The sequence below is a fragment of the Sorangium sp. So ce204 genome (assembly GCF_051526795.1).
Lineage (GTDB): Bacteria > Myxococcota_A > Polyangia > Polyangiales > Polyangiaceae > Sorangium > Sorangium cellulosum_B.
This window is the reverse complement of the sequence record NZ_CP150317.1, coordinates 12323513-12344585: the sequence shown is the minus strand read 5'-3', so window position 1 is coordinate 12344585 and position 21073 is coordinate 12323513. Positions and strand designations below refer to the sequence as shown.

The window sequence follows — 21073 nt, the reverse complement described above, 5'->3', positions numbered from 1 at the left end:
CACAAGCCCCTTCAAAAAGCAAGAGCTCACGAGTACTTACCGCGTCGTGAGCAAGCCGGTCGAAGAGCAGATTCGCGAGCTCAAGGACAAGCTCGCGCGCGCTGCCCACGAGCGGGACGAGTACCGCAAGCTCTACGAGCTCGCCAGCATCGAGCTGGAGCGGCTTCGCCGGCACATCTTCGGCCAGAAGGCCGAGCACGTCGACCCCGGGCAGATGCAGCTCGCCTTCGATGCGATCGTGCAGATGCTCGCGGGCACCGGGGCGCAGCCGGATGCGGGCGCGACCGGCTCACCCGACGGTGGCGATGGCGCGGCGCCGAACGGCTCCTCCGGAGGCGGGGACAAGGGGCGCCAGGCTCGCCCGCACGGGCGGCAACGGCTGCCCGAGCATCTGCCGGTCGAGCGGATCGAGCTGTTGCCGCCGGAGGCGCAGGACGAGCGCGCGACCGCGCTTGTCCGCATCGGCGAGGAGGTGTCGGAGACGCTGGAGTGGCGGCCCGCGAGCTTCGTGCGACTGCAGATCGTGAGGCCGAAGTTCGCGGTCAAAGGTGAGCCCGAGCAAGGCATCACGATCGCCGACGTCCCCGACAGCCCTGTCCCGCGCAGCCTCGCCGGTCCGGGGTTGCTCGCGCACGTGCTGGTCAGCAAGTACGCCGACCACTTGCCGCTCCACCGGCAGGAGAAGATGTTCGAGCGCTGGGGCCTTCACCTCTCGCGCTCGACGCTGTGCGGCTGGGTCGAGTCGTGCGCCGACAAGCTCGCGATCCTCGTCGGGGCGATGGCCAAGGACGCCCTGAACGCGCACTGCATCGCCATCGACGCCACCGGCGTGCTCGTGCAAGCAAAGGACAAGTGTCGGCGGGGCCACTTCTGGGTCCTGGTGGCGGACCGAGATCACGTCCTGTTCCGTTTCACGCCGCATCACAACCAGGATGGCCCGAAGGAGTTCCTTCGCGGCTACAAGGGCTATGTCCAGGCCGACGCCTCGAACGTCTACGAGCAGCTCTTCCGCACCGAGGGGGTGACCGAGGTCGGTTGCTGGGCCCATTGCCGGCGGAAGTTCTTCGAGGCGATGACCTCCGACCGGGACCGCGCGACGGTAGCGTACGCGTTCTGCGGACCACATCCTGTCTTCGAGCCTCTGCGCCGCTTAGAAACCCGCGCCGGAGGTACCGATGGACGAGAGCACACGCACCTGGCGCGACCGCGTGGCGCGCTGGCACAAGAGCGGGCACTCCGCCCGCGTGTTCGCGGAGCAGGAGGGGGTCAACGCCGGCACACTGTACTCCTGGAGCCGCCGACTGGGCATGAAGCGGAGCGAGCACCGGCAGCGCTCGGAGAAGGCGACGCTTCCGGCGCTGCTGCCCGTGGTGGTCGCCCCGCCTGCAGCCACGACGCCCTCTTCGGGCGCGGCGCTGGAGATCGTCTTGCCGGACGGGGCGGTCGTCCGCGTCCCGCCGTCGTTCGACGAGGTTACGCTGGCGCGCGTTGTTCGTGCGCTCGGGGGGGCACGATGATCCCTGGCCGCGTCTCGATCTACGTTGCCACCGAGCCGCTCGATCTACGGCGCTCGTTCGATGGTCTCGCTGCCGTCGTGCGCGAGGTGCTGCGACAAGACCCGCTCTCCGGAGCGCTGTTTCTCTTTTTCAACCGGGCGGCCGATCGCTGCAAGGCCCTTTGGTGGGACCGCAGCGGATACTGTCTACTTTACAAAAGGCTCGAGCGTGGGGCATTTCGAGCCCCACGTGCCGTCACTCCGGGAGCCACGAGCGTCCTTATTGACGCCGCCGAGCTCGCGAAGATCCTGGAAGGCATCGCCCTGTCGCCCTCGAAGTTGCGGCGAGCGGTCCCGTTCGCCGAGACCGCACCGCCGCAGGTCCCCTGATCTCGCCTGACAGCCTCGCACGCTCCTGGGTAGCCCCCACGGTTGCATTGCCTCGAGCGACATGAATTTTCCTCCACAAGCCCCTTCAAAAAGCAAGAGCTCACGAGTACTTACCGCGTCGTGAGCAAGCCGGTCGAAGAGCAGATTCGCGAGCTCAAGGACAAGCTCGCGCGCGCTGCCCACGAGCGGGACGAGTACCGCAAGCTCTACGAGCTCGCCAGCATCGAGCTGGAGCGGCTTCGCCGGCACATCTTCGGCCAGAAGGCCGAGCACGTCGACCCCGGGCAGATGCAGCTCGCCTTCGATGCGATCGTGCAGATGCTCGCGGGCACCGGGGCGCAGCCGGATGCGGGCGCGACCGGCTCACCCGACGGTGGCGATGGCGCGGCGCCGAACGGCTCCTCCGGAGGCGGGGACAAGGGGCGCCAGGCTCGCCCGCACGGGCGGCAACGGCTGCCCGAGCATCTGCCGGTCGAGCGGATCGAGCTGTTGCCGCCGGAGGCGCAGGACGAGCGCGCGACCGCGCTTGTCCGCATCGGCGAGGAGGTGTCGGAGACGCTGGAGTGGCGGCCCGCGAGCTTCGTGCGACTGCAGATCGTGAGGCCGAAGTTCGCGGTCAAAGGTGAGCCCGAGCAAGGCATCACGATCGCCGACGTCCCCGACAGCCCTGTCCCGCGCAGCCTCGCCGGTCCGGGGTTGCTCGCGCACGTGCTGGTCAGCAAGTACGCCGACCACTTGCCGCTCCACCGGCAGGAGAAGATGTTCGAGCGCTGGGGCCTTCACCTCTCGCGCTCGACGCTGTGCGGCTGGGTCGAGGCGTGCGCCGACAAGCTCGCGATCCTCGTCGGGGCGATGGCCAAGGACGCCCTGAACGCGCACTGCATCGCCATCGACGCCACCGGCGTGCTCGTGCAAGCAAAGGACAAGTGTCGGCGGGGCCACTTCTGGGTCCTGGTGGCGGACCGAGATCACGTCCTGTTCCGTTTCACGCCGCATCACAACCAGGATGGCCCGAAGGAGTTCCTTCGCGGCTACAAGGGCTATGTCCAGGCCGACGCCTCGAACGTCTACGAGCAGCTCTTCCGCACCGAGGGGGTGACCGAGGTCGGTTGCTGGGCCCATTGCCGGCGGAAGTTCTTCGAGGCGATGACCTCCGACCGGGACCGCGCGACGGTAGCCATCGGCTTCATTCGCAAGCTCTACGCGATCGACAAGGCGACCAAGGAGCTGGTTCCGAACCGTCGAACCGAGCAGCGCCGGACGGATGCCGAGCCCGTGCTCGTGGCCTTCCGCGCGTGGCTTGAGACAGAGGACCTGCTCGTCCTGCCGAGGAGCCCCATCGCAGGCGCCATCGGCTACGCGCTCAACCAATGGACCGCACTCACTCGCTTCCTCGAGGATGGCCGGCTCCGCCTCGACAACAACCGGAGCGAGCTTGAGCTCCGCCGTGAAGCCGTGGGCCGTAAGAACTGGCTCTTCGTGGGCAGCAAGGACGGCGCCGAGTGGAACGCCACCATCGTGTCGCTCATCGCCTCCTGCGCGCTGCACGGCATCGAGCCCTGGGCCTACTTGCGCGACGTGCTGATCATGCTGCCCACCTGGCCTCCCGAGCGGGTCATCGAGCTCGCTCCGAAGTCCTGGAAGCAGACCCTCGAGAACGCCGACGCTCGGCAGCGGCTCGCGGCCAGTCCGTGGCCCCGGGCGCCGGACGCGACGCCCAGCTGATCGATCGTCGGCGTCGCCGTCCGCTGCCGTGGGCACGGACGCATGCTTTCCGGCTGCCGGGCGCGCAGCTCGCCGGCTTTGGCGCGCTGGTGCCGGCTCTTCGGCGCTTGCGCGGTCGACGCGTGGCTTCCGGCGCCTTGTCGACGATTCGGGCCCGGCAGAGGCATCGGCGGCACGCGGCTTCGCCGCCGCGCGCCTGCGGGCGACGTGCACGCGGGCGGTGACCTCAGCGTCGACCGCCGTTTCCTCCGCTCGCTGCTGGGCCCAGCCACCCTTCGCCGCAGACCGCTCTTCCTCTCGCATCGGGTCGCGAATCTACGGCGACGCCACGCACCACGCGAGGATGGGGTCTACAGGACGGATACACGGTAGCCATCGGCTTCATTCGCAAGCTCTACGCGATCGACAAGGCGACCAAGGAGCTGGTTCCGAACCGTCGAACCGAGCAGCGCCGGACGGATGCCGAGCCCGTGCTCGTGGCCTTCCGCGCGTGGCTTGAGACAGAGGACCTGCTCGTCCTGCCGAGGAGCCCCATCGCAGGCGCCATCGGCTACGCGCTCAACCAATGGACCGCACTCACTCGCTTCCTCGAGGATGGCCGGCTCCGCCTCGACAACAACCGGAGCGAGCTTGAGCTCCGCCGTGAAGCCGTGGGCCGTAAGAACTGGCTCTTCGTGGGCAGCAAGGACGGCGCCGAGTGGAACTGTCGGTGAGCATCGCGTCCCGCGTCCGATCGGTGAAGACCGCGGCCCCATGATCGGCGGCGTTCACCGTTCACCGCCGGTCCCCACGCCGATCTGGGCCACGCTCGCCTCCGCGGCGTAGACGTTACGCCCGCCGAAAAGTCGAAGGCCCGAGGGCTGCCACCCTCGGGCCTTCTGGAGCTCCGCGTTGCCGGAGTCCCCCACCTTCATCACAAGCCGGGCTCCAGGTCCAGAAAGCGGCGTCATGGAGCCCGTTGCCTTCGTCCGCCTACCGCCTCGCCCACTGCGCCCGCTGCCGCGTCCAGCTTCGCCTCTGCCGTCGCTGCGATCGCGGCCAGCGCCTCTGCCCCGACTGCCGCCCGCTCCAGCGTCGTGAGTCGCTCCGCCGCGCCGGCGCGGCCTACCAGACGCAGCTTCGCGCTCGCCGCCTCCATGCCGCTCGCCAGGCCCGGTATCGGGACCGGCAGCGGGACAAGTTCTCCGCGCAGAAAGTGACGCATCACAGGGTGACACAAGCCGCGGCCGCGTCGATGTCCCAGCTCGCGCCGGAGATCACCCCCGGCCGAAAGGACAACAATGACGATTGGATCCGAGATGTCGGCCGCTGCTCGCTCTGCGGAGCGCGGCTTCCGCCCTGGGCCCTGCGCGAGCGGCGCGCTCGGTCAGCTGTTCACCGACGCGCTCCCCGCGTCCCACGAAGCCCTCCGCGGTGACGGGAGGCGGCGGTGATCGCGAAAGAGAAGGAGGCCGAGGTGCTGCGCCTCTACCACGGTGAGAAGTGGCCCGTGGGCACCATTGCCGCTCAGCTCGGGCTGCACCACACCACCGTTCAGCGCGTGCTCGGGCAAGCGGGCGTCGACCCGAAGGTCGTCGCGCCGCGCCCGTCGATGGTCGACCCGTTCGTGCCCTTCATCGTCGAGCAGCTCGGCAAGTATCCCTCGCTGCGCTCGAGTCGCCTCTTCGGCATGCTCAAGGAGCGCGGCTATCCGGGCGGTCCCGATCATCTGCGCCGAGTGATCGGTCGTCTCCGCCCCAAGAAGCCGGCAGAGGCATTCCAGCGGCTGCGCACGCTGCCCGGCGAGCAAGCGCAGGTCGACTGGGCGCACTTCGGCAAGCTGGCTGTCGGCCGGGCGCTGCGCCCGCTCTGGGCGTTCGTCATGGTGCTCAGCTACTCGCGGCGGATCTTCCTGCGCTTCTTCCCCAGCGCAGCGATGCCCTTCTTCGTTCGCGGGCACGTCGAGGCGTTCGCCGACATCGACGGCGTCCCGCGCGTGCTGCTCTACGACAACCTCAAGAGCGCTGTCGTGGAGCGTCACGGCGACGCGATCCGGTTCCACCCCATGCTCCTGGCTCTGTCGGCGCACTACCGCTTCGAGCCGCGCCCCGTCGCCGTCGCTCGCGGCAACGAGAAGGGCCGCGTCGAGCGCGCCATCCGCTACGTCCGCGAGGCATTCTTCGAGGCCCGGACCTATACCGATCTCGACGACCTCAACCGACAAGCGACCGAGTGGACCAGCTCCGCAGCGCTCGATCGCTCCTGGGTCGAGGACCGCGCCCGCACCGTGCGGCAGGCCTTCGACGACGAGAGCCGTGTGCTGCTCGGGCACCCCGACACGCCGTTTCCAGCCCATGAGCGCGTCGAGGTCGAGATCGGAAAGACCCCCTACGCGCGTTTCGATCTCAACGACTATTCTGTTCCCCACGACCGGACGAGCCGCACGCTCGTCGTCCTCGCCGACCTCGAACAGGTGCGCATCGCTGACGGCAACGAGATCGTCGCGACCCATGTCCGCTCGTGGGACCGCGGCCAGCAGATCGAGCAACCCGAGCACATCCAGCGCCTGGTCGACGAGAAGCGCCGCGCCCGCGAGCATCGCGGCCTCGATCGCCTCGCCCGCGCCGCCCGCAGCAGCCAGGCATTCCTGCGCATCCTCGCCGAGCGCGGAGACAACGTCGGCAGCGCCATCGCCCGGCTTCTGCACCTGCTCGACGCCGTCGGCGCCGCCGAGCTCGAAGAGGCGCTCGTCGAGGTGCTCGAGCGCGACACCATTCACGTCGGCGCCGTGCGCCAGGTGATCGACCGCCGGCGCTCCGAGCGCCACCTGCCGCCTCCAGTCTCGATCCCCGTCACGCGCGGCCAGCACGCCGCCCTCGTCGTCACGCCGCATTCGCTCGCCACCTACGACGCCCTGAAGAAGGACCCGACGCCATGACCGATCTAACGCCCACCGAGACCAAGGCCCGCCTGAAAAGCCTCGGCCTGTTTGGTCTGCTGGCCTGCTGGGAGGAGCTCGCCGAAAAGCCCTGGCTTCGCGAGGTGCTCGCCATTGAGGAGCGCGAGCGCCAAAAACGCAGCCTCGATCGCCGCCTCAAAAACTCCCGCGTAGCCGCCTTCAAGCCCATGGCGGACTTCGACTGGTCCTGGCCCAAGAAAATCGACCGCGAGGCCGTCGACGACCTCTTCGCTCCCGGCTTCCTCGCCACCGGCCACAACGCCGTGCTCGTCGGCCCCAACGGCGTCGGCAAGACCATGATCCTCAAGAACGTCGCCCACCAGGCCGTCGTCCGCGGTCACACGGTCCGCTTCTCGACCGCGAGCGACATGCTTGCCGACCTCGCCGCGCAGGAGTCCTCGGCCGCGCTCGCGCGCCGGCTGCACCGCTACACGGTTCCAGCCCTTCTTTGCATCGATGAAGTCGGCTATCTCTCCTACGATGGCCGCTACGCCGACCTGCTATTCGAGGTCGTCACCCGTCGCTACGACGCGCAGAAGCCGATCCTGCTCAGTACGAACAAGGCCTTCTCCGACTGGGGCCAGGTCTTTCCGCACGCCGCCTGCGTCGTTACGCTCGTCGACCGGCTCGTGCACCGGGCCGAGGTGATCGAGATCGAGGCCGAGAGCTACCGGCTCAAGGAAGCCAAGGAGCTGAGTGCCATCCGCACCAAGCAGCGCCGCACCAAAAAGCACTGAGCGGCCTCTTCACCGGTGAACTTCACCGGCGTCGGGTGCGGGTTTCACCGGCACCGGGCGCGGATTTCACCGGTGAACTTCACCGAATCTCCGCGGATTGCCGCGATCATCAACAGGAACGCCACCATCGTGTCGCTCATCGCCTCCTGCGCGCTGCACGGCATCGAGCCCTGGGCCTACTTGCGCGACGTGCTGATCATGCTGCCCACCTGGCCTCCCGAGCGGGTCATCGAGCTCGCTCCGAAGTCCTGGAAGCAGACCCTCGAGAACGCCGACGCTCGGCAGCGGCTCGCGGCCAGTCCGTGGCCCCGGGCGCCGGACGCGACGCCCAGCTGATCGATCGTCGGCGTCGCCGTCCGCTGCCGTGGGCACGGACGCATGCTTTCCGGCTGCCGGGCGCGCAGCTCGCCGGCTTTGGCGCGCTGGTGCCGGCTCTTCGGCGCTTGCGCGGTCGACGCGTGGCTTCCGGCGCCTTGTCGACGATTCGGGCCCGGCAGAGGCATCGGCGGCACGCGGCTTCGCCGCCGCGCGCCTGCGGGCGACGTGCACGCGGGCGGTGACCTCAGCGTCGACCGCCGTTTCCTCCGCTCGCTGCTGGGCCCAGCCACCCTTCGCCGCAGACCGCTCTTCCTCTCGCATCGGGTCGCGAATCTACGGCGACGCCACGCACCACGCGAGGATGGGGTCTACAGGACGGATACGCTCTAGGCGATGGAGCGAAGCAATGGCAGAGCCGGACAAATTGTTCGACTTCAAGACGCATGAAGAGGCTGCGGTCACTGCATACTTAAAACGACATGGGTTCTATACGGACCTTGCCTCCGTTGTGAAGCGCATCCTCGAAGAATCACTCAAACGCCGAAACATCAATGTCCACTCGGTCAATGCACGAGCAAAAGATCCATCGAGCTTCGGCAAAAAGGCATCGCAGCCCTCGGACCAAGACCCGACAAAACCCAAGTACACAAATCCTCTCGCCCAGATTACCGACCTGGCAGGAATTCGCATAATAACATATTTTCCGAGCACGCTGGCAGAAATCGACAACATGCTGCCTGAAGAGCTCAGCGTGATCGAACGAACAAACAAGGGCGCAAAGCTGATAGAAGAAGACCGGTTCGGGTATCAAAGCATTCACTATCTGGTCAAGCTTACAACACACCGGACACGACTTCCAGAGTACGGACCTTTTGCGGACACAACAGCCGAGATCCAGGTACGCACGATTCTTCAGCATGCATGGGCAGAGATCGAACACGACATCCAGTACAAATCGACCTCTGTCATACCGACCGAAATTCGCCGTCGATTTATGTCGCTTGCGGGAATGCTCGAGATCGCCGATCGCGAGTTCCAGGCGATACAGGACGCCGACAGAAAACTTACCGATGAAGCCAGATCCCGTGTGGAGGAGGGGCAGCTAGACCAGGTGGAAGTAACGCCAGATTCAGTAAAGGCGTTTCTCGACAAAAGACTAGGGCGAGATGGTCGCATATCCGACTTCTCGTATATTTGGGTTGCGAAGCTCCTAAAGAAGCTCGGATTTAAGACCCTGGACCAGGTCGAAAGTTGTATCCATGGATACAGCGACGACCACTTAAGCAGGATAGCGGGTGGAGGACGCCATGGCCAAACGACCCGCTTCGAGTACATGCTACTCGCGGGCATGGGCGAAAATTATCTTCAGCGTCACCTATGGGCCAACGAGCCTTGGTTTCAAAGCAGAGAGCGCGATCGGCTTGAACGCATGAAAAATCAGGAGGTCGAGACGCGCGCCTACGACCCCATGCTGGAGACGTCCGGCGCCGAGAATGAACAAGGAGATATATCTCCGAAAAGCGATGCTGTGACGTAGGAGTAGGGGATCCAGCAATCCAGCTCGGCGAGGTCGGTGCTCGCGAGGACGGGCTCCCACGCCGCCGCGGGCCGGAGATCTCCGGTCCGCGCGCTTCGAGGAGGCCGGACGGCGCCGTGTGACCTGCGTGTGCCCCGATGTCATGGCACGGGGTTCCCTCTGAGAGGCCGAGGTGGGTGAGGAGCTCTCGATCGCCGCTGATGCCGGCGGCCTGGCGGCTCCAGCGGTCCAGCTCGGCGAGGTCCGTGCTCGTGAGGACGCGCTCCCGCGCTGCCGCGGGCCCGCGGAGATCCCCAACCCCAGGCAACGCGGCGCAGGCCGGCCTCCCTGCCACAGGCTGGTCCTCAGAGCCGAGCGAGCCGTCCGTCTTCGAGCAGCACCCACGGGGCTGAAGCCGAGTACGCCTTGGTCCCAGCGATGGGTAGGCTTGGCGCATCCGTGAGTCGATTATTGGACCTCCTTAATCCGCGGCTCGATGGGCGGATCGAGCGTATCGCCATGGAGCTCGCGCAACAGGATCGCGGCGTGACGAGCTCCGCCCTCGATCGCATCCAGAGGATCCTCCCCGGGTACGTTGTAGCTGCGCCCGTCAACTTCCACAGGAATAACCCACGGCCACTTTTTGTCCGGTGTGTTTCGGGTCGGCTCGTGGATGCGAACCAGGATGTCACGCGACTCGCCGCCCTCTCCGGTCACCTTGAAAACCAGATCCATCATCACTTACACCTCTTGTCACAATCTTTGAGGCATCGCCCAAGTTCCTCGGTGCATTGGCTCCGACAGTTCCTGTCCCCTTTTGGGCAATTGTCCCAGCATCGTTCCCATATCTTGTCGCACTTTTCCTTGCATGCCTCTAGGCAGTCGGGAGTGCACCCTGCCATCGCCTCATAGGATCCGCTTCCGACCGGTGCGTTTTGCGGCCTTGCCGGCACATACCCGAAGGCCCCATCCCCTCCCGTCGGAGTGATGATGCTACCGCCGGCACCTTCATTTCCCTCCCCGCGGACCCAGCACTCTCCCACATCGTAATTGCACGCCGTGAGCCCAAAGAACAGAACAACAAATATCTTATTCATTTTGACCTTACCCTAAATCTCCAGACCGGTCCAGTGGTCACCATCACAACCAGACTTCCGGGGAGAACGCGACTACTGCCGCCAGCCCAGTCCACATGGACGCTGGAGGACACGCCCAAGGGCCCGGCGAAGTACCACTCGGACTGGGCACGGCCACCTGGAGCAACCCCCACCACGCGGTCACAGATCACGGCACCACACACCGGCATTGAGTAAATCGCAAGGGACGGCCCGAGGCTGACGGTCGTTGTCTTCGTGGCATACCCAAGAGTGACAGCCGTTCGGTCGTAGAGCCCCACACCAGCGCCTGGAACGATGCTGAGCATGTTGTGGGCTTCGAGCCTGAAGTCTCCCTCGCTGCGCCAGAGTCACCCGGAGAAGGGGCTCACGGCCAGCCTGGGCTCGATCCCGATCTGGATCCCGCCCACGCTGACGCCGCCGCTGAACTCGAGTGCGTGTGCCGGCACCGGAACACTACTGGCGAGCGCGCAGGCACAGCCGCACAGGACGAGCACGCGCGCCTTTGCCTTCAGCCCGTGCCCCATGCGCTCCCCCGATCCCGGATGCTTCTCCTAACGGAAGGCGGCGTCAATAGGTGACCTGGGCCACATTACGTCCAAGCGGTCCTTGCACACGAGGGCCAGAGCGCGACCGGCAACGTGGATGGTCAAGGTATGTGTCAGCGAGTTCGGCACCGTCCCGTTCACCCGCTCGTTCACTACGTCCGAGGCGGCTCGCTCGACGGCTCTCCGTTCCGTTACTGGCGTCGGCTGGGCTTGATTGCCGCTGTCGCTGAAGAGCTCGACGAAAGAAACACCTGCTGCCGCCTGTCCGATGGGACAAGCATCCCAGGCGACTGTGGTGAGGCGATAGACTCGCGGTACTCGTTACCTCCAACTCCTCACCCCGCTTACCTCACCCGGCCAGCCGCAGCCCTCACCTCGCCTCAAACCCCGCGCGGGAAGTCGCCCAGCGGCGGGAAGCGCGGGTCCTCCGTCGGATCGGGCGACGGCGGCTCCGGCTGCTCCGGCCCCGGATCCCCCGGGTTCGGCGGCAGCGGGGCATCCTCGTCGTCGCCGGGAATGTCGGTCTTCGCGAGCTCATGCGTGCCGTGGTTCATGACGATCTTCCGCTGCAAGTTTCAAACCGGAGCATCCGGACGCCCACGAGCCGCCCCCTGCTTGACGCCCCCGCCCGGTCCGCCTGATCTGCAGCCAGCGTGCTCTCGATCCGCCACGACCCCTTCCCGCTGGAGGCCGCCCGCGACCTGCTCGGCATCGTGCGCGCGCTCTACGCCGAGGCGCGCTCCCGCGGGGCCAGCGTGGCAGATCTCCACGCCATCGCGGCGGTCGGCGACGACCTCCGGCAGGCGATCGCCCTCGCCGAGGCCCATCCGCCCGGCACGCTCGGCTTCTCCTCGGCGTGGGCCCGCGCCGAGCGCGCGGCCGGACGCGTCGGCGAGCTCGCGGACGCGGTCGCGCCCGCTGCGCCCATCGTCCGCGCCGCCCTGGCGCGCGTCGGCGGGGGCAGCGTCGGCGGGGGCAGCGTCACCCCCGGCGGCTGAGCGCCCCCGCGATCGGGTGGTCCGGCGCGATGGGCCAGGTGAGCGCGCGCGACGCGGCCGCGCAGTACGCCACGAGGCGCTCGCGCGGCACCGGGGGGCGCGCGCCGAGGCGGCCGAGGTTGTCGACGAGCAGCTCGAGGCAGGTGTTGCCCGTCCGCTCCCCGACGCCGAGCGCCGTGGCGTGGACCCGCTCGACGCCGCTCGCCACCGCCCAGAGCGCTGCCGCGAGGCCGAGCCCGCGATCGTTGTGGCCGTGCCAGTCGAGCTCGATCCCGGTCGCCCCGAGCGCGCCCAGCTCGCGCCGGGCGAACGCGACGAGCGCCTCGACGCCCGGCGGGGTGACATGGCCGGTCGTGTCGCAAAGGCAGAGGCGCGCCGCGCCGGCGTCGACGGCGGCGCGGAAGAGCGTGCGGAGCATGTCGGGCGGCGAGCGGGTCGCGTCCTCCGCGACGAGGCAGAAGGGCAGGCCAGCCGCCGCGGCCGCCCGCCCGGCCTCGTCGACGCTGCGGGCCAGGAAATCAGGCCCCCACCCCTCGACGAAGTGCCGGATCGGCGAGCTGCCGATGAACGCGTAGACCATGATCGGCGCCCCGGTGCGCTCGGCCACCCGGGCGACCTCCTCGACGTCCGCGGCGAGGGTGCGCGCGGCCGCGGTCAGGCCGAGCGGCAGGCGGGACGCGACGATCTCCCGGGCGAGCAGGCACGCGTCGTCGAACTGCCGCGGCCCGGTCGCCGGCATGCCAAGGTTCACGACGTCGACGCCGACGCTCGCCATCGCGTGGAGGAGCTCGATCTTGAGCGCGCGCGGCGGGTTCACCGTGGAGACGCCCTGGATGCCGTCGCGCAGCGTCTCGTCGAGCACCTCGACGGGCCGGGCTCCCCGGTCGAAGGGCAGCCACGCCTCGCCCTCGGCGCGCGCGGCGCCCCACGCGTCGGGGGCCAGGCTGCCGGGGGGCGGCTGAGGGCCACCGGGGGGCTGAAGGTCATCGCGGGGCGGCTGCAGCCCGCCGGAGCCGGCGGGCGACAGCTGCCCGCCAGGGGGCGACAGCTGCCCGCCAGGGGGCGACAGCTGCCCGCCAGGGCGCGGCGGGCGCTCCCCGGGCGCCGGCTCGGCGCGGTTCCAGTCGAAGGTGGCCGCAGCGCCGGGATCCCGGCCGTCGGCGCTCATGCGCTGTATCTCATCTCGAAGGGGGCTCTCGGCGTGGCGCGGGCGCGGCGCATCGCGTCGATCCGCGCTGGGGGGAGAGATTACTTCATGTCGGCCGCCGGAGCAGGTCCCAGCAGCGCACGGCGAGCACCGCGCCCCGCGCCGCGGGCGCATCGAGCCGGCGCCCGGCGCCCACGCCCGCAGGGCCGGACCACCGCGCCCGCCGGCGGGAGCGGCTTTCCGCGCGGAGAGCAGCAGCGTAAAAAGCTGACCAAGGAGCAACTTGCTGCTCCGGGACACCTGCCGCTCCGGGAGCTTCGATCATGCCAGACTTCGCCGCACGGTGATGGAGGACAAGCGGACAGACGAGCTCGGCTTCTCCAGTGAACGTCCTCGCGCCGCTCGCGGCAGGCATCGACGAGGTGGCCGCGGGCGGCAGACATACGTGCGCGCGCGAGGGCGCCGAGGTCTACTGTTCTGGCAACGACTACAACGCCGAGGGGCAGCTCGGCGTGAGCCAAGGGTCGGCGACCAGCCTTCGCCGGTCGCGGTCAAGTTCGAGCCCTGAGCGGGGGCGGCGCTCGCGAAACGCGCCGTCGCATCGCACACCCTCGTCGTGCTCGCGGCGATCATCGCAGCGAGTCAGCCGGGTTGTCATCGAGGGTGGAAGTGCCAGGGCGGCGCCGTGTGGCGCCCCGATGCCTCGTGCTGGTCGACCCTCGACACCACGATACGGCCTCAGCGCCTCAACATGTGCTCGTGCCACGGGGCGCTCAGCTTGCCCGAGGTCGAGTGGATGGAGTGTTCGCGCGGACGCGAGCAAGATCCCACGGCGGTGCCTTTCGTGACGCACACGGTGCTCTACGCAGCGCGCGGCGGCGCGCTCCGCCGCGCGCCGTGATCGGGCGCGGCAGCCGCTTGCGCGGCAGCCTGGCGGCGCTGGACCCGGGCGGTGGAAAATCAGGCAGCCTTGCCTTCCCAGGGAGGCGTAGGAGCGCCGCAGAAGACAGGTCTGTATTTCGCGCTACATAGGGTGCCTCCTCTCGCAGGAAATTCCGTGTGATGAACTACTATCAAGTCGATTCCAGCAGGCATCCATGTATGCCATATTACTCTCGGATCGGTTCTCGCAGGCAGGCCTGCATGATGCCTTACATCCGAAGGCGTTCTCGCGGTCGGGCGCAACCAGCGCTGCATGATTTCTCATTTCCCGACGTGAGCAGATAGGCCCCAGGTCATGGCGGCTTGCGTCCCGGCGCCCTTGCGGAGTTCCTCTTGAGACGAAGAGCGCCGATCCCAACCTCCCGTCGCCAGACAGCCGGGAGCGGGCGCATCGCGTCCTTGCTCCTCATCGCCGCTCATCGATACGGTGAGTCGCCTGGGCTCCGCATGCCGCCAAGGCGGAGCTTGTACTCGAGCGCGTCGATCTCGACCTCCAGCTCGAAGCGCGCGCGCTCGAGCGCGCGCCTGCGGCGGGCGGCAGCGACGAAGGGGCCGACGAGCAGCAAAGCGAGCATCACGAGGCCGCGTCCAGCAGCACGCTCGTCCACGTGGCGGCGCTGGGATAACGTTAACGTGGAAGGCGTGCTGGGCCAATGGGCCAACGTCCATGGATGCCGGGACCCGTCGCGCGGACGAGGGTGCCGCACGAGCTCAGACTCGGGTTCCCCGTCCATCGGCGTCGCCTCCTCGCTCGGCCAGGGTACCACCACGCGACGGTGTCGTGCGGCGACATCCACGACCTTGCGCGTCGGGCGCGCTTCTGTGTAGGGTTCGCGGTGGCGACATCGTCCGCGCGCGGCCGCTGCGTTGAAGGGGGCCTCGGGTGGACCACAACCTGGTGGGGAGCTCATGAGCGTGGACGTTCTTGCCATGCACTGCGCGGCGCTGCCGGCCGCCCGGGCCGTCGGCTTCAAGGGCACCGAGGCGCTGTGCCGACCGTTCGAGTTCGACGTCCTGTTCACGGTGCCAGCGGGCACCGACGTCCGCGCCGCGATCAACGCCCCGGCGACGCTCACGCTCCAGCGCGGCGCCGACGCGCCGCCGATGTGCTGGCACGGCGTGTTCGTGCGCCTCCGGCTGCTGCGCGAGTCGGCCGACCGCGCGCTCTACCATGGGTCGCTCGTGCCCAGGCTGTGGCTCCAGCGCCACTCGGTGCGCAGCTTCGTCCACACGAAGAGCAAGATCGACGCCTTCCTGACGAAGACGCTCACGCACGGCGGCCTCACGACGAGCGACTTCCGGTTCAGCGTCGACACGGACCGCTATCCGGAAGAGGAGTTCGTCTGTCAATACCGGGAGAGCCACCTCGACTTCACCCATCGATGGCTCGAGCGCGAGGGGCTCTACTACCACTTCGAGCACCCGGTCGACGACGGCGGCGCCGAGGTCATGGTCATCGTCGACAGCAAGGATCAGCACGAGCCGCTGAGCGGCAACGGCCGGGTTCGTTACCACCCGACCTCGAGCCACGACGTGTCGGCGGGCGAGTGCTTCCGGGAGGTGCACGTCGATCTCAGCGCGCTGCCGGCCGCGGTGCGGATCAACGATTACAACTACGCGAACCCGGCCGCCTCGGTGTCGGGAGAGCACGCCGTGTCGAAGAGCGGCCACGGCGAGGTGCGCGAGTACGGCTACCGCGTCTTCACGCAGGACGAGGCGACACGGCTGGCCCAGGTCAAGGCGGAGTCGATGGCGTGCCGTGAGCTCACCCTGCACGCGACCGGCAACGCGACAGGGCTGCGGGCCGGCTACGTCTTCGAGCTGGAGGACGGGCCTTCGGACGTGCCCACGCGCTACCTGGCCGTCGAGGTGCGGCACGCGGCCGCGATCACGGGCGGCTCGCTCGACATCACGCGCTTCACGGGGATGGCCGTGGACGAGACGTACCGCGTCGAGGTGGTGGCGATCCCGGCCGACGTGCAGTTCAGGGCGGCCCAGGCGACGCCGTGGCCGCGGATCTACGGCTTCGAGAACGGCGTCGTCGACGGGCCCAGCGACAGCCAGTATGCCCAGATCGACGACATGGGTCGTTACCTGCTCCGCCTCAAGTTCGACGCGAGCGACCTGCCAGACGGCGCAACGTCGACATACCTGCGCATGATGCAGCCGCACGGCGGCACGGTCGAGGGCTGGCACTTCCCGCTCCGCAAGGGGACCGAGGTCATGGTGTCGTTCCAGGGCGGCGACCCGGACCGGCCGTTCATCGCCGGCGTGGTGCCGAACGCCCACCGGCCGAGCACGGTCACGAGCCGCAACCTGACCCAGAACGTGCTGCGCACGGGCGGCAGCAACCACATGGTCGTCGAGGACCTCGAGGGCAAGCAGCACATCGACCTGTTCACCCCGGTCGGCGCGACCAACGTCCACATGGGCGGCCCCACCCACCAGGCGTTCGTCGTGCCCCCGAAGACGCCGGACGCGAACCCCGACATGCAGCCCGTCGACTGCATGTTCTACGTTTATACGGAGGGCAACGCCGGCTTCAACGTGTGCGGCGAGTGGTGGCAGAACGTCGGCGGCAAGTACTACGTCGACGTCAGCGACGACGCGACCATCCACTACGCCGGCGTCCACACGATCAACGTCGACGGCGACTCGAACGAGTTCTACAACAGCCACCAGAACATCAAGGTGCGCTCGGGCCGGACCGACAAGGTCGAGAGCGGCGGCATGACGCAGGACATCCACGGCGGGTTCACCCAGACCATCGAGGCCGGCGGCAAGCAGGATGTGCTGGGGAGCTGGTTGCAAAAGATCAGCGGCCAGAACCACGACGACTACGGATCGTGGAAGACCGACGTCAAGCTGGGGTGGACGGCGGACATCAAGGGGGCGTGGTCGCACACCGTGAAGGGCGACATCAAGATCGAGAGCACGAGCGGGACGGTCACGGTGAAGAGCCCGACCAAGATCACGCTCGACGCGAAGGAGGTGACCATCACGGCGCCGGCGAAGGTGTACAAACACACCGACGCCCTCATTGAGACGTTCTATACGAAGAACTCGGCAGGCGTGCACAAGTGGGACAACACCGCGATCAACATGTCGATCAACATCTCGAAGGTGGAGGCCACCGCCATAGCGGCGTCGAGGGTCGGCATGAAGGCGGACAGCGTCGGGATCAAAATCGATCACGTCGGTATCGCGAGCAAAAAATGCGGCGCCGGGCAGGACATCAAGACGTTCAGCCTGCGCCAGGCGGCGGCGTCGATCGGCACGTACGGCTTCAAGAAGCTGTGAGGACCGAGGACTCGTGCGAGGGGCGCCGCTCGGGCGCCCAGGGGAGCGACGACGCGCCATGAAGATCATCAAGCCCATGAAAATGACCGTGCTCCACCGCGTGATCGAGGTGGCGCGTAAGCCGTACTTCCATCTCGGCGCCATGCTGGCATTCCCGCTGGCCGCGCCCCGGGCGCTCCTCGACGAGCTCTCGTTTTGGACGGCTATTTCCACCCAGCTCGGCGCGCAGGGCGTCGTCGACGAGGGCGTCGCCAAAGCGCGCGGCGAGCTGCTCGTGTGCGGCCACTTCTTTGCCCCCGGAGGCAAGCCGCTCCCCGCCTCCTACGTGCGCGCGCGGGTCGGACCCGTCGACAAGCGCCTCGCGGTCGTCGGCGATCGCTTCTGGCAGGAAGGCGCGCCGTCCGCTCCTGCGCCAATCGCGACGCTGCCGATCGACTGGGCCCACGCGTTCGGCGGCCCCAAGTACGACCGGAACCCGTACGGCAAGGGTGCAGAGGCGATCGAGGTGGGCGGACGCGCTGTGCAGCCGCTGCCAAATATCGAGCGCTACGGGGCTGGGTTCCTGATGCGCGCCCCCTCGGAGCGACCAGAGCCGGCGGGCTTCTTGCCGATGGATATCACCTTCGCGCAGCGCAGGAAGCGCGCCGGCACCTACGACAGCGACTGGCTCAAGGAGCATTTCCCCGGCTTGCCCCCCGACGCGGATCCGACGTTCTTCAACGTGGCACCCGAGGATCAGTGGATCGACGGGTTCTTCCGCGGCGACGAGGCGCTGTCCATCGAGAACATGCACCCGAGCGAGCCGCACATCGACGGACGTCTCCCGGGGCTCTCGGCGCGGAGCTTCGTCACCCAGAGGACGATGGATGGCGAGCGTTTCCACGAGATCGCCTTGCGCTGCGACACGGTGTGGCTGTTCCCCGCGGCCGGGCTCGGCGTGGTCATCTTCCACGGCGCGCTCCAGATCGCCGAGGACGACGCGGCAGACATCGTTCACCTCGTCTGTGCGTGCGAGGACCCGTCATCGCCTCGCCCCGCCGAGCATTACCAGCAGGTCCTCGCGCGCCGGCTCGACAAGGACAAGGGCGCCCTCGCGGGCATCTCCGATAGCGATCTGATGCCCCCACGCGCCTCGGGGGTCATACCTAACATCAGCCTCAGCGAAATCGACATCGGCCGGTGGCTGAAGGGCGACAACCTGGCGCTGAAGAACGGGCGCCGCGGCCAAGAGCGGGAGCTCGCGGAGACGCGCGTTCGCCTCGAGGCCGCGGGGATCGACCCGAAGGACCACGGCGTCGCTGAGCTGCCGCCCGACGAGGAGCCACCGCCGCTCGACGATCTCGATGCGCTCGCCACCTTCATGGAGGAGCAGTCAGCACGCGCGGATCTGGCGTTCGACAGCGTCGATGCAAAACAGGCGGAAGCGCGCGAGAGGGCTCGGGAGCTATATGCGGAGATGGGCCAGGACTACGACGCCGTCATGGCCGAGGCGGTGAAGACGGGCGGCGGCCCTCCCAGGTTCTCGGCCGCCGCCCATCTCGAGGAGCTGCGGTCGATGGCCGAGGACGCCCGCGCCGACGGGGGCGCGCTAGAGGAGCTCGAGCAAGCGATCGCCGACCCGGGCTACCGAGCGCAGATCGTGCAGCAGGAAGAGCGCCTGCGCGAGATGTACCGGAGCTTCGCGCACCTCCAGCCGGCGGCCGGAGCGATGGATCCCGAAGCCTCGGCGCGGGCGCGAATCGTCATCTCGCTCGCGATGGAGTCGAACGAGAGCCTCGCGAACCGTGACTTCACGGGGGCGAACCTGGCCGGGATGCGCCTGGACGGCGCCGATCTGTCGGGCGCTTTCCTCGAGGCGGCGGACCTGTCGGGCTGTGATCTCTCCGGCGCGAATCTCGCTGGCGCCGTGCTCGCCAGGGCGAACCTCGGCGGCGCGGACCTGACCGGAGCCCGGCTCTCCGGCGCGAACCTCGGCGCCGCCGTGCTGCGCGACGCGATCCTCGATCGCGCCGACCTCACCGAGGCCGTCCTGAACCGCGCCGAGCTCGCAGGCGCGCGGTTCGCCGGAGCGAACCTCAGCGGCGCCGACTGGCTCGAGGCGAAGATCGGCGCGGTCGATCTGTCGGGCGCCCAGCTGGGTCAGTGCAACATGCTGAAGGCGGACCTCGTCGGCGCGCGCTTCGCGGGGGCGGACCTGTCGGACGCAAACCTCGTCGAGTGCACGCTGGACGACGCCGATTTCTCGCGAGCGACGCTGCTCAAGACGACCTTCGTCAGCTGCAGAGGAGATCGGGTCTCGTTCCGTGAGGCGCGCTTCCGCCAGGGCGCCATCGTGCACGGCTCATCGTTCCCCAGAGCGGATTTCCGTGACGCCGACCTGGAGAAGGCAAACCTCCGCGGGACGGCGCTGGAGGGCGCGCGCTTCGACCGGGCCAACATCGGCGGCGCTGACCTGTCCGAGTGCGACGCCGCTGGCGCGAGCCTCGAGCGCGCGGTGCTGAAAGGCAGCCTGCTCGTTCGCACGAACCTCGCGAACGCGTCGCTCCTTGGGGCGAACCTGATGGACTCGCTCGCTTCGAAGGCCCGCCTCGCCGGCGCGAACTTCACGGGGGCGAACCTGGCTCGAGCCGACCTCTCCCGTGTGGTGGGTGACGGTCGGACGACGTTCGCGGAGGCGGAGGTCGATCACGTGCGCTTCTTGCCGACGGCGGATGTCCCTGCGAGGAGCGGCGCATGAATCGGGACGAGCTCTTCGACAAGATCCGGCACGGAGAGCCGGTGCGCGGCGAAGATCTGTCGCACCTCGCGCTGGCCGGCGCGGACCTCTCGGGCGCGTTGTTCGAGGAGGTGCGGTTCCCCGAGGCGCTCGGCGGCGCGTGCCTCAAGGAATCCGTCTTCATTGGCTGTGATTTCACAGGGTGTGATCTGACGGGCGCCGACCTGCACCTCGCGAGCGTCTTCCGATCCAGCCTCGACCGCGCGCGCTTCGATCGCGGCAAGCTCATCGCGGCGAGCTTCACCGAGTGCACCGCGGCCGGCGCGTCGCTCGCGGAAGCCGAGGCCCCGCTCGCGAGCTGGATGAAGACGTCGCTCCGGGGCGCATCGTTCGCCGGCGCGAACCTCGACCGCGCGAACCTCGTCGAGATCGACGCCGACCAGGCGGGCTTCGCCAGCGCGAACCTCGAGAAGGCGACGCTGTATCGCGCCGACCTCCGCACGGCCGACCTCACAGCCGCAAATCTCACGTTGACCACGCTGGTCGAGGCCAAGCTGGGACCGAAGAGCTTCGCTGGAACGAGGCTGTTCCGGACACAGTTCATGAAGAGCGACCTCGCGGGCGCGAGCTTCGCGGGGGTCGATTGCACTCAGTGCAACTTCATGGGCGCCGACCTTCGCGACGCCACGTTCGAAGGCGCCCATGGACCGCAGTGCTTCTTCGGTGAGGCGAAGCTGCCACGAGCGCGCCTCGTGAACGGTAATTTCCCGCAAGCGGTTTTCGAGAAAGCGGATCTCACCAGGACGAACCTGTCCGGCGCGACGCTGGAGGAGGCCTACTTCGGCCGTGCGCTCGCGCTCGGAGCATCGTTCGTGGATGCGAAGCTCCGCGAGGCGGATTTCTCCCACGCCGACGTGTCGGGCGCTGATTTCTCGGGAGCCGGCCTCCACCGCACCCGGTTTCATCTGGCGAAGCGCGCGGGCGCGGTGCTTCCCCGCGGCGCGGGCTGGCTCGGCGACGATGAGGCCCTGGCCCGGCTGGAGATGTGGCAGCCCAGGCACGGAACTGCGCGCGAAGAGGAGAGCTAGGGTGTTGTCCGCCCCGCGACGCAGGAACACCAGATGAACGCCCCCGAGGACGATGGCTCGCGGAGAATCTCCGCCGCACACACGAGGAAGCGAGAGGTCG

17 protein-coding genes are annotated in these 21073 nt (G+C 68.1%); 11 read left to right on the top strand and 6 right to left on the bottom strand.

Annotation, left to right across the window (positions count from 1 at the left end; all coding sequences use genetic code 11):
- The first annotated feature begins 46 nt into the window (after positions 1-46).
- From tnpC (WMF22_RS46725) to WMF22_RS46715, 3 genes are all read left to right on the top strand, one after another.
- On the top strand, positions 47-1885 hold the full coding sequence (gene tnpC / locus WMF22_RS46725) for an IS66 family transposase (RefSeq protein WP_438033952.1): 1839 nt from the start codon (positions 47-49) through the stop codon (positions 1883-1885).
- A gap of 42 nt (positions 1886-1927) precedes the next feature.
- Positions 1928-3610, top strand: coding sequence for an IS66 family transposase (gene tnpC, locus WMF22_RS46720; RefSeq protein WP_438032201.1), 1683 nt, complete (start codon positions 1928-1930; stop codon positions 3608-3610).
- A 374-nt stretch (positions 3611-3984) separates the two neighbouring features.
- Positions 3985-4323, top strand: a complete 339-nt coding sequence (locus tag WMF22_RS46715) for an IS66 family transposase (protein ID WP_438037337.1) — start codon at positions 3985-3987, stop codon at positions 4321-4323.
- A 54-nt stretch (positions 4324-4377) separates the two neighbouring features.
- Here WMF22_RS46715 and WMF22_RS46710 read toward each other — a convergent pair whose 3' ends face one another.
- Positions 4378-4524 carry a hypothetical protein gene (locus WMF22_RS46710; protein WP_438032198.1) on the bottom strand — a complete coding sequence of 49 codons (147 nt, stop codon included), beginning with the start codon at positions 4522-4524 and terminating at the stop codon, positions 4378-4380.
- A 515-nt stretch (positions 4525-5039) separates the two neighbouring features.
- On the opposite strand from WMF22_RS46710, the gene istA reads away from it, so the two are divergent.
- From istA to WMF22_RS46690, 4 genes are all read left to right on the top strand, one after another.
- Positions 5040-6527: an IS21 family transposase gene (gene istA, locus WMF22_RS46705; RefSeq protein ID WP_438032199.1), complete on the top strand. Its 1488-nt coding sequence runs from the start codon at positions 5040-5042 to the stop codon at positions 6525-6527.
- Positions 6524-7285: an ATP-binding protein gene (locus tag WMF22_RS46700; RefSeq protein ID WP_438032200.1), complete on the top strand. Its 762-nt coding sequence runs from the start codon at positions 6524-6526 to the stop codon at positions 7283-7285. Before istA ends, WMF22_RS46700 begins: the two co-directional genes overlap by 4 nt.
- 72 nt (positions 7286-7357) lie before the next feature.
- Positions 7358-7621 (top strand): transposase domain-containing protein, encoded by a 264-nt coding sequence (locus tag WMF22_RS46695; protein WP_438033951.1) that lies wholly within the window; start codon positions 7358-7360, stop codon positions 7619-7621.
- Between the two features lie 388 nt (positions 7622-8009).
- Positions 8010-9140, top strand: coding sequence for a GTP pyrophosphokinase (locus tag WMF22_RS46690; RefSeq protein WP_438033950.1), 1131 nt, complete (start codon positions 8010-8012; stop codon positions 9138-9140).
- A 447-nt stretch (positions 9141-9587) separates the two neighbouring features.
- Here the strand turns inward: WMF22_RS46690 and WMF22_RS46685 are convergent, their stop codons facing one another.
- The 3 genes from WMF22_RS46685 to WMF22_RS46675 all read right to left on the bottom strand — a co-directional run bounded on the left by WMF22_RS46685 (position 9588) and on the right by WMF22_RS46675 (position 11336).
- A complete protein-coding gene (locus tag WMF22_RS46685) occupies positions 9588-9857 on the bottom strand; it encodes a hypothetical protein (RefSeq protein ID WP_437975419.1) in 270 nt (89 codons plus the stop codon).
- A gap of 727 nt (positions 9858-10584) precedes the next feature.
- Positions 10585-10761, bottom strand: coding sequence for a hypothetical protein (locus tag WMF22_RS46680; protein ID WP_438033949.1), 177 nt, complete (start codon positions 10759-10761; stop codon positions 10585-10587).
- 401 nt (positions 10762-11162) lie between these two features.
- The gene (locus WMF22_RS46675) at positions 11163-11336 is read right to left on the bottom strand and encodes a hypothetical protein (RefSeq protein WP_438033948.1); all 174 of its coding nucleotides are present in this window, start codon (positions 11334-11336) and stop codon (positions 11163-11165) included.
- Positions 11337-11435: 99 nt separating this feature from the next.
- Here WMF22_RS46675 and WMF22_RS46670 point away from each other — a divergent pair, with 99 nt between their 5' ends.
- Complete coding sequence (locus tag WMF22_RS46670; protein ID WP_437296288.1) at positions 11436-11780, top strand: hypothetical protein; 345 nt, start codon at positions 11436-11438, stop codon at positions 11778-11780.
- Here WMF22_RS46670 and WMF22_RS46665 read toward each other — a convergent pair.
- Both WMF22_RS46665 and WMF22_RS46660 read right to left on the bottom strand, forming a co-directional pair.
- On the bottom strand, positions 11764-12948 hold the full coding sequence (locus tag WMF22_RS46665) for a 2-isopropylmalate synthase (protein ID WP_438033947.1): 1185 nt from the start codon (positions 12946-12948) through the stop codon (positions 11764-11766). The two genes, WMF22_RS46670 and WMF22_RS46665, sit on opposite strands and share 17 nt — an antisense overlap.
- A 1337-nt stretch (positions 12949-14285) precedes the next feature.
- Entirely contained in the window at positions 14286-14444 is a 159-nt protein-coding gene (locus WMF22_RS46660; protein ID WP_438033946.1) for a hypothetical protein, read from the bottom strand.
- 334 nt (positions 14445-14778) lie between these two features.
- Between WMF22_RS46660 and WMF22_RS46655 the strand changes: the two genes are divergently transcribed.
- The 3 genes from WMF22_RS46655 to WMF22_RS46645 are packed head-to-tail and all read left to right on the top strand — an operon-like array spanning position 14779 to position 20973.
- Positions 14779-17169 (top strand): type VI secretion system Vgr family protein, encoded by a 2391-nt coding sequence (locus tag WMF22_RS46655; RefSeq protein WP_438033945.1) that lies wholly within the window; start codon positions 14779-14781, stop codon positions 17167-17169.
- 58 nt (positions 17170-17227) lie between these two features.
- Positions 17228-19906 carry a DUF2169 domain-containing protein gene (locus WMF22_RS46650; RefSeq protein WP_437296282.1) on the top strand — a complete coding sequence of 893 codons (2679 nt, stop codon included), beginning with the start codon at positions 17228-17230 and terminating at the stop codon, positions 19904-19906.
- On the top strand, positions 19903-20973 hold the full coding sequence (locus WMF22_RS46645; RefSeq protein ID WP_438033944.1) for a pentapeptide repeat-containing protein: 1071 nt from the start codon (positions 19903-19905) through the stop codon (positions 20971-20973). Before WMF22_RS46650 ends, WMF22_RS46645 begins: the two co-directional genes overlap by 4 nt.
- The last annotated feature ends 100 nt before the right edge of the window (positions 20974-21073 follow it).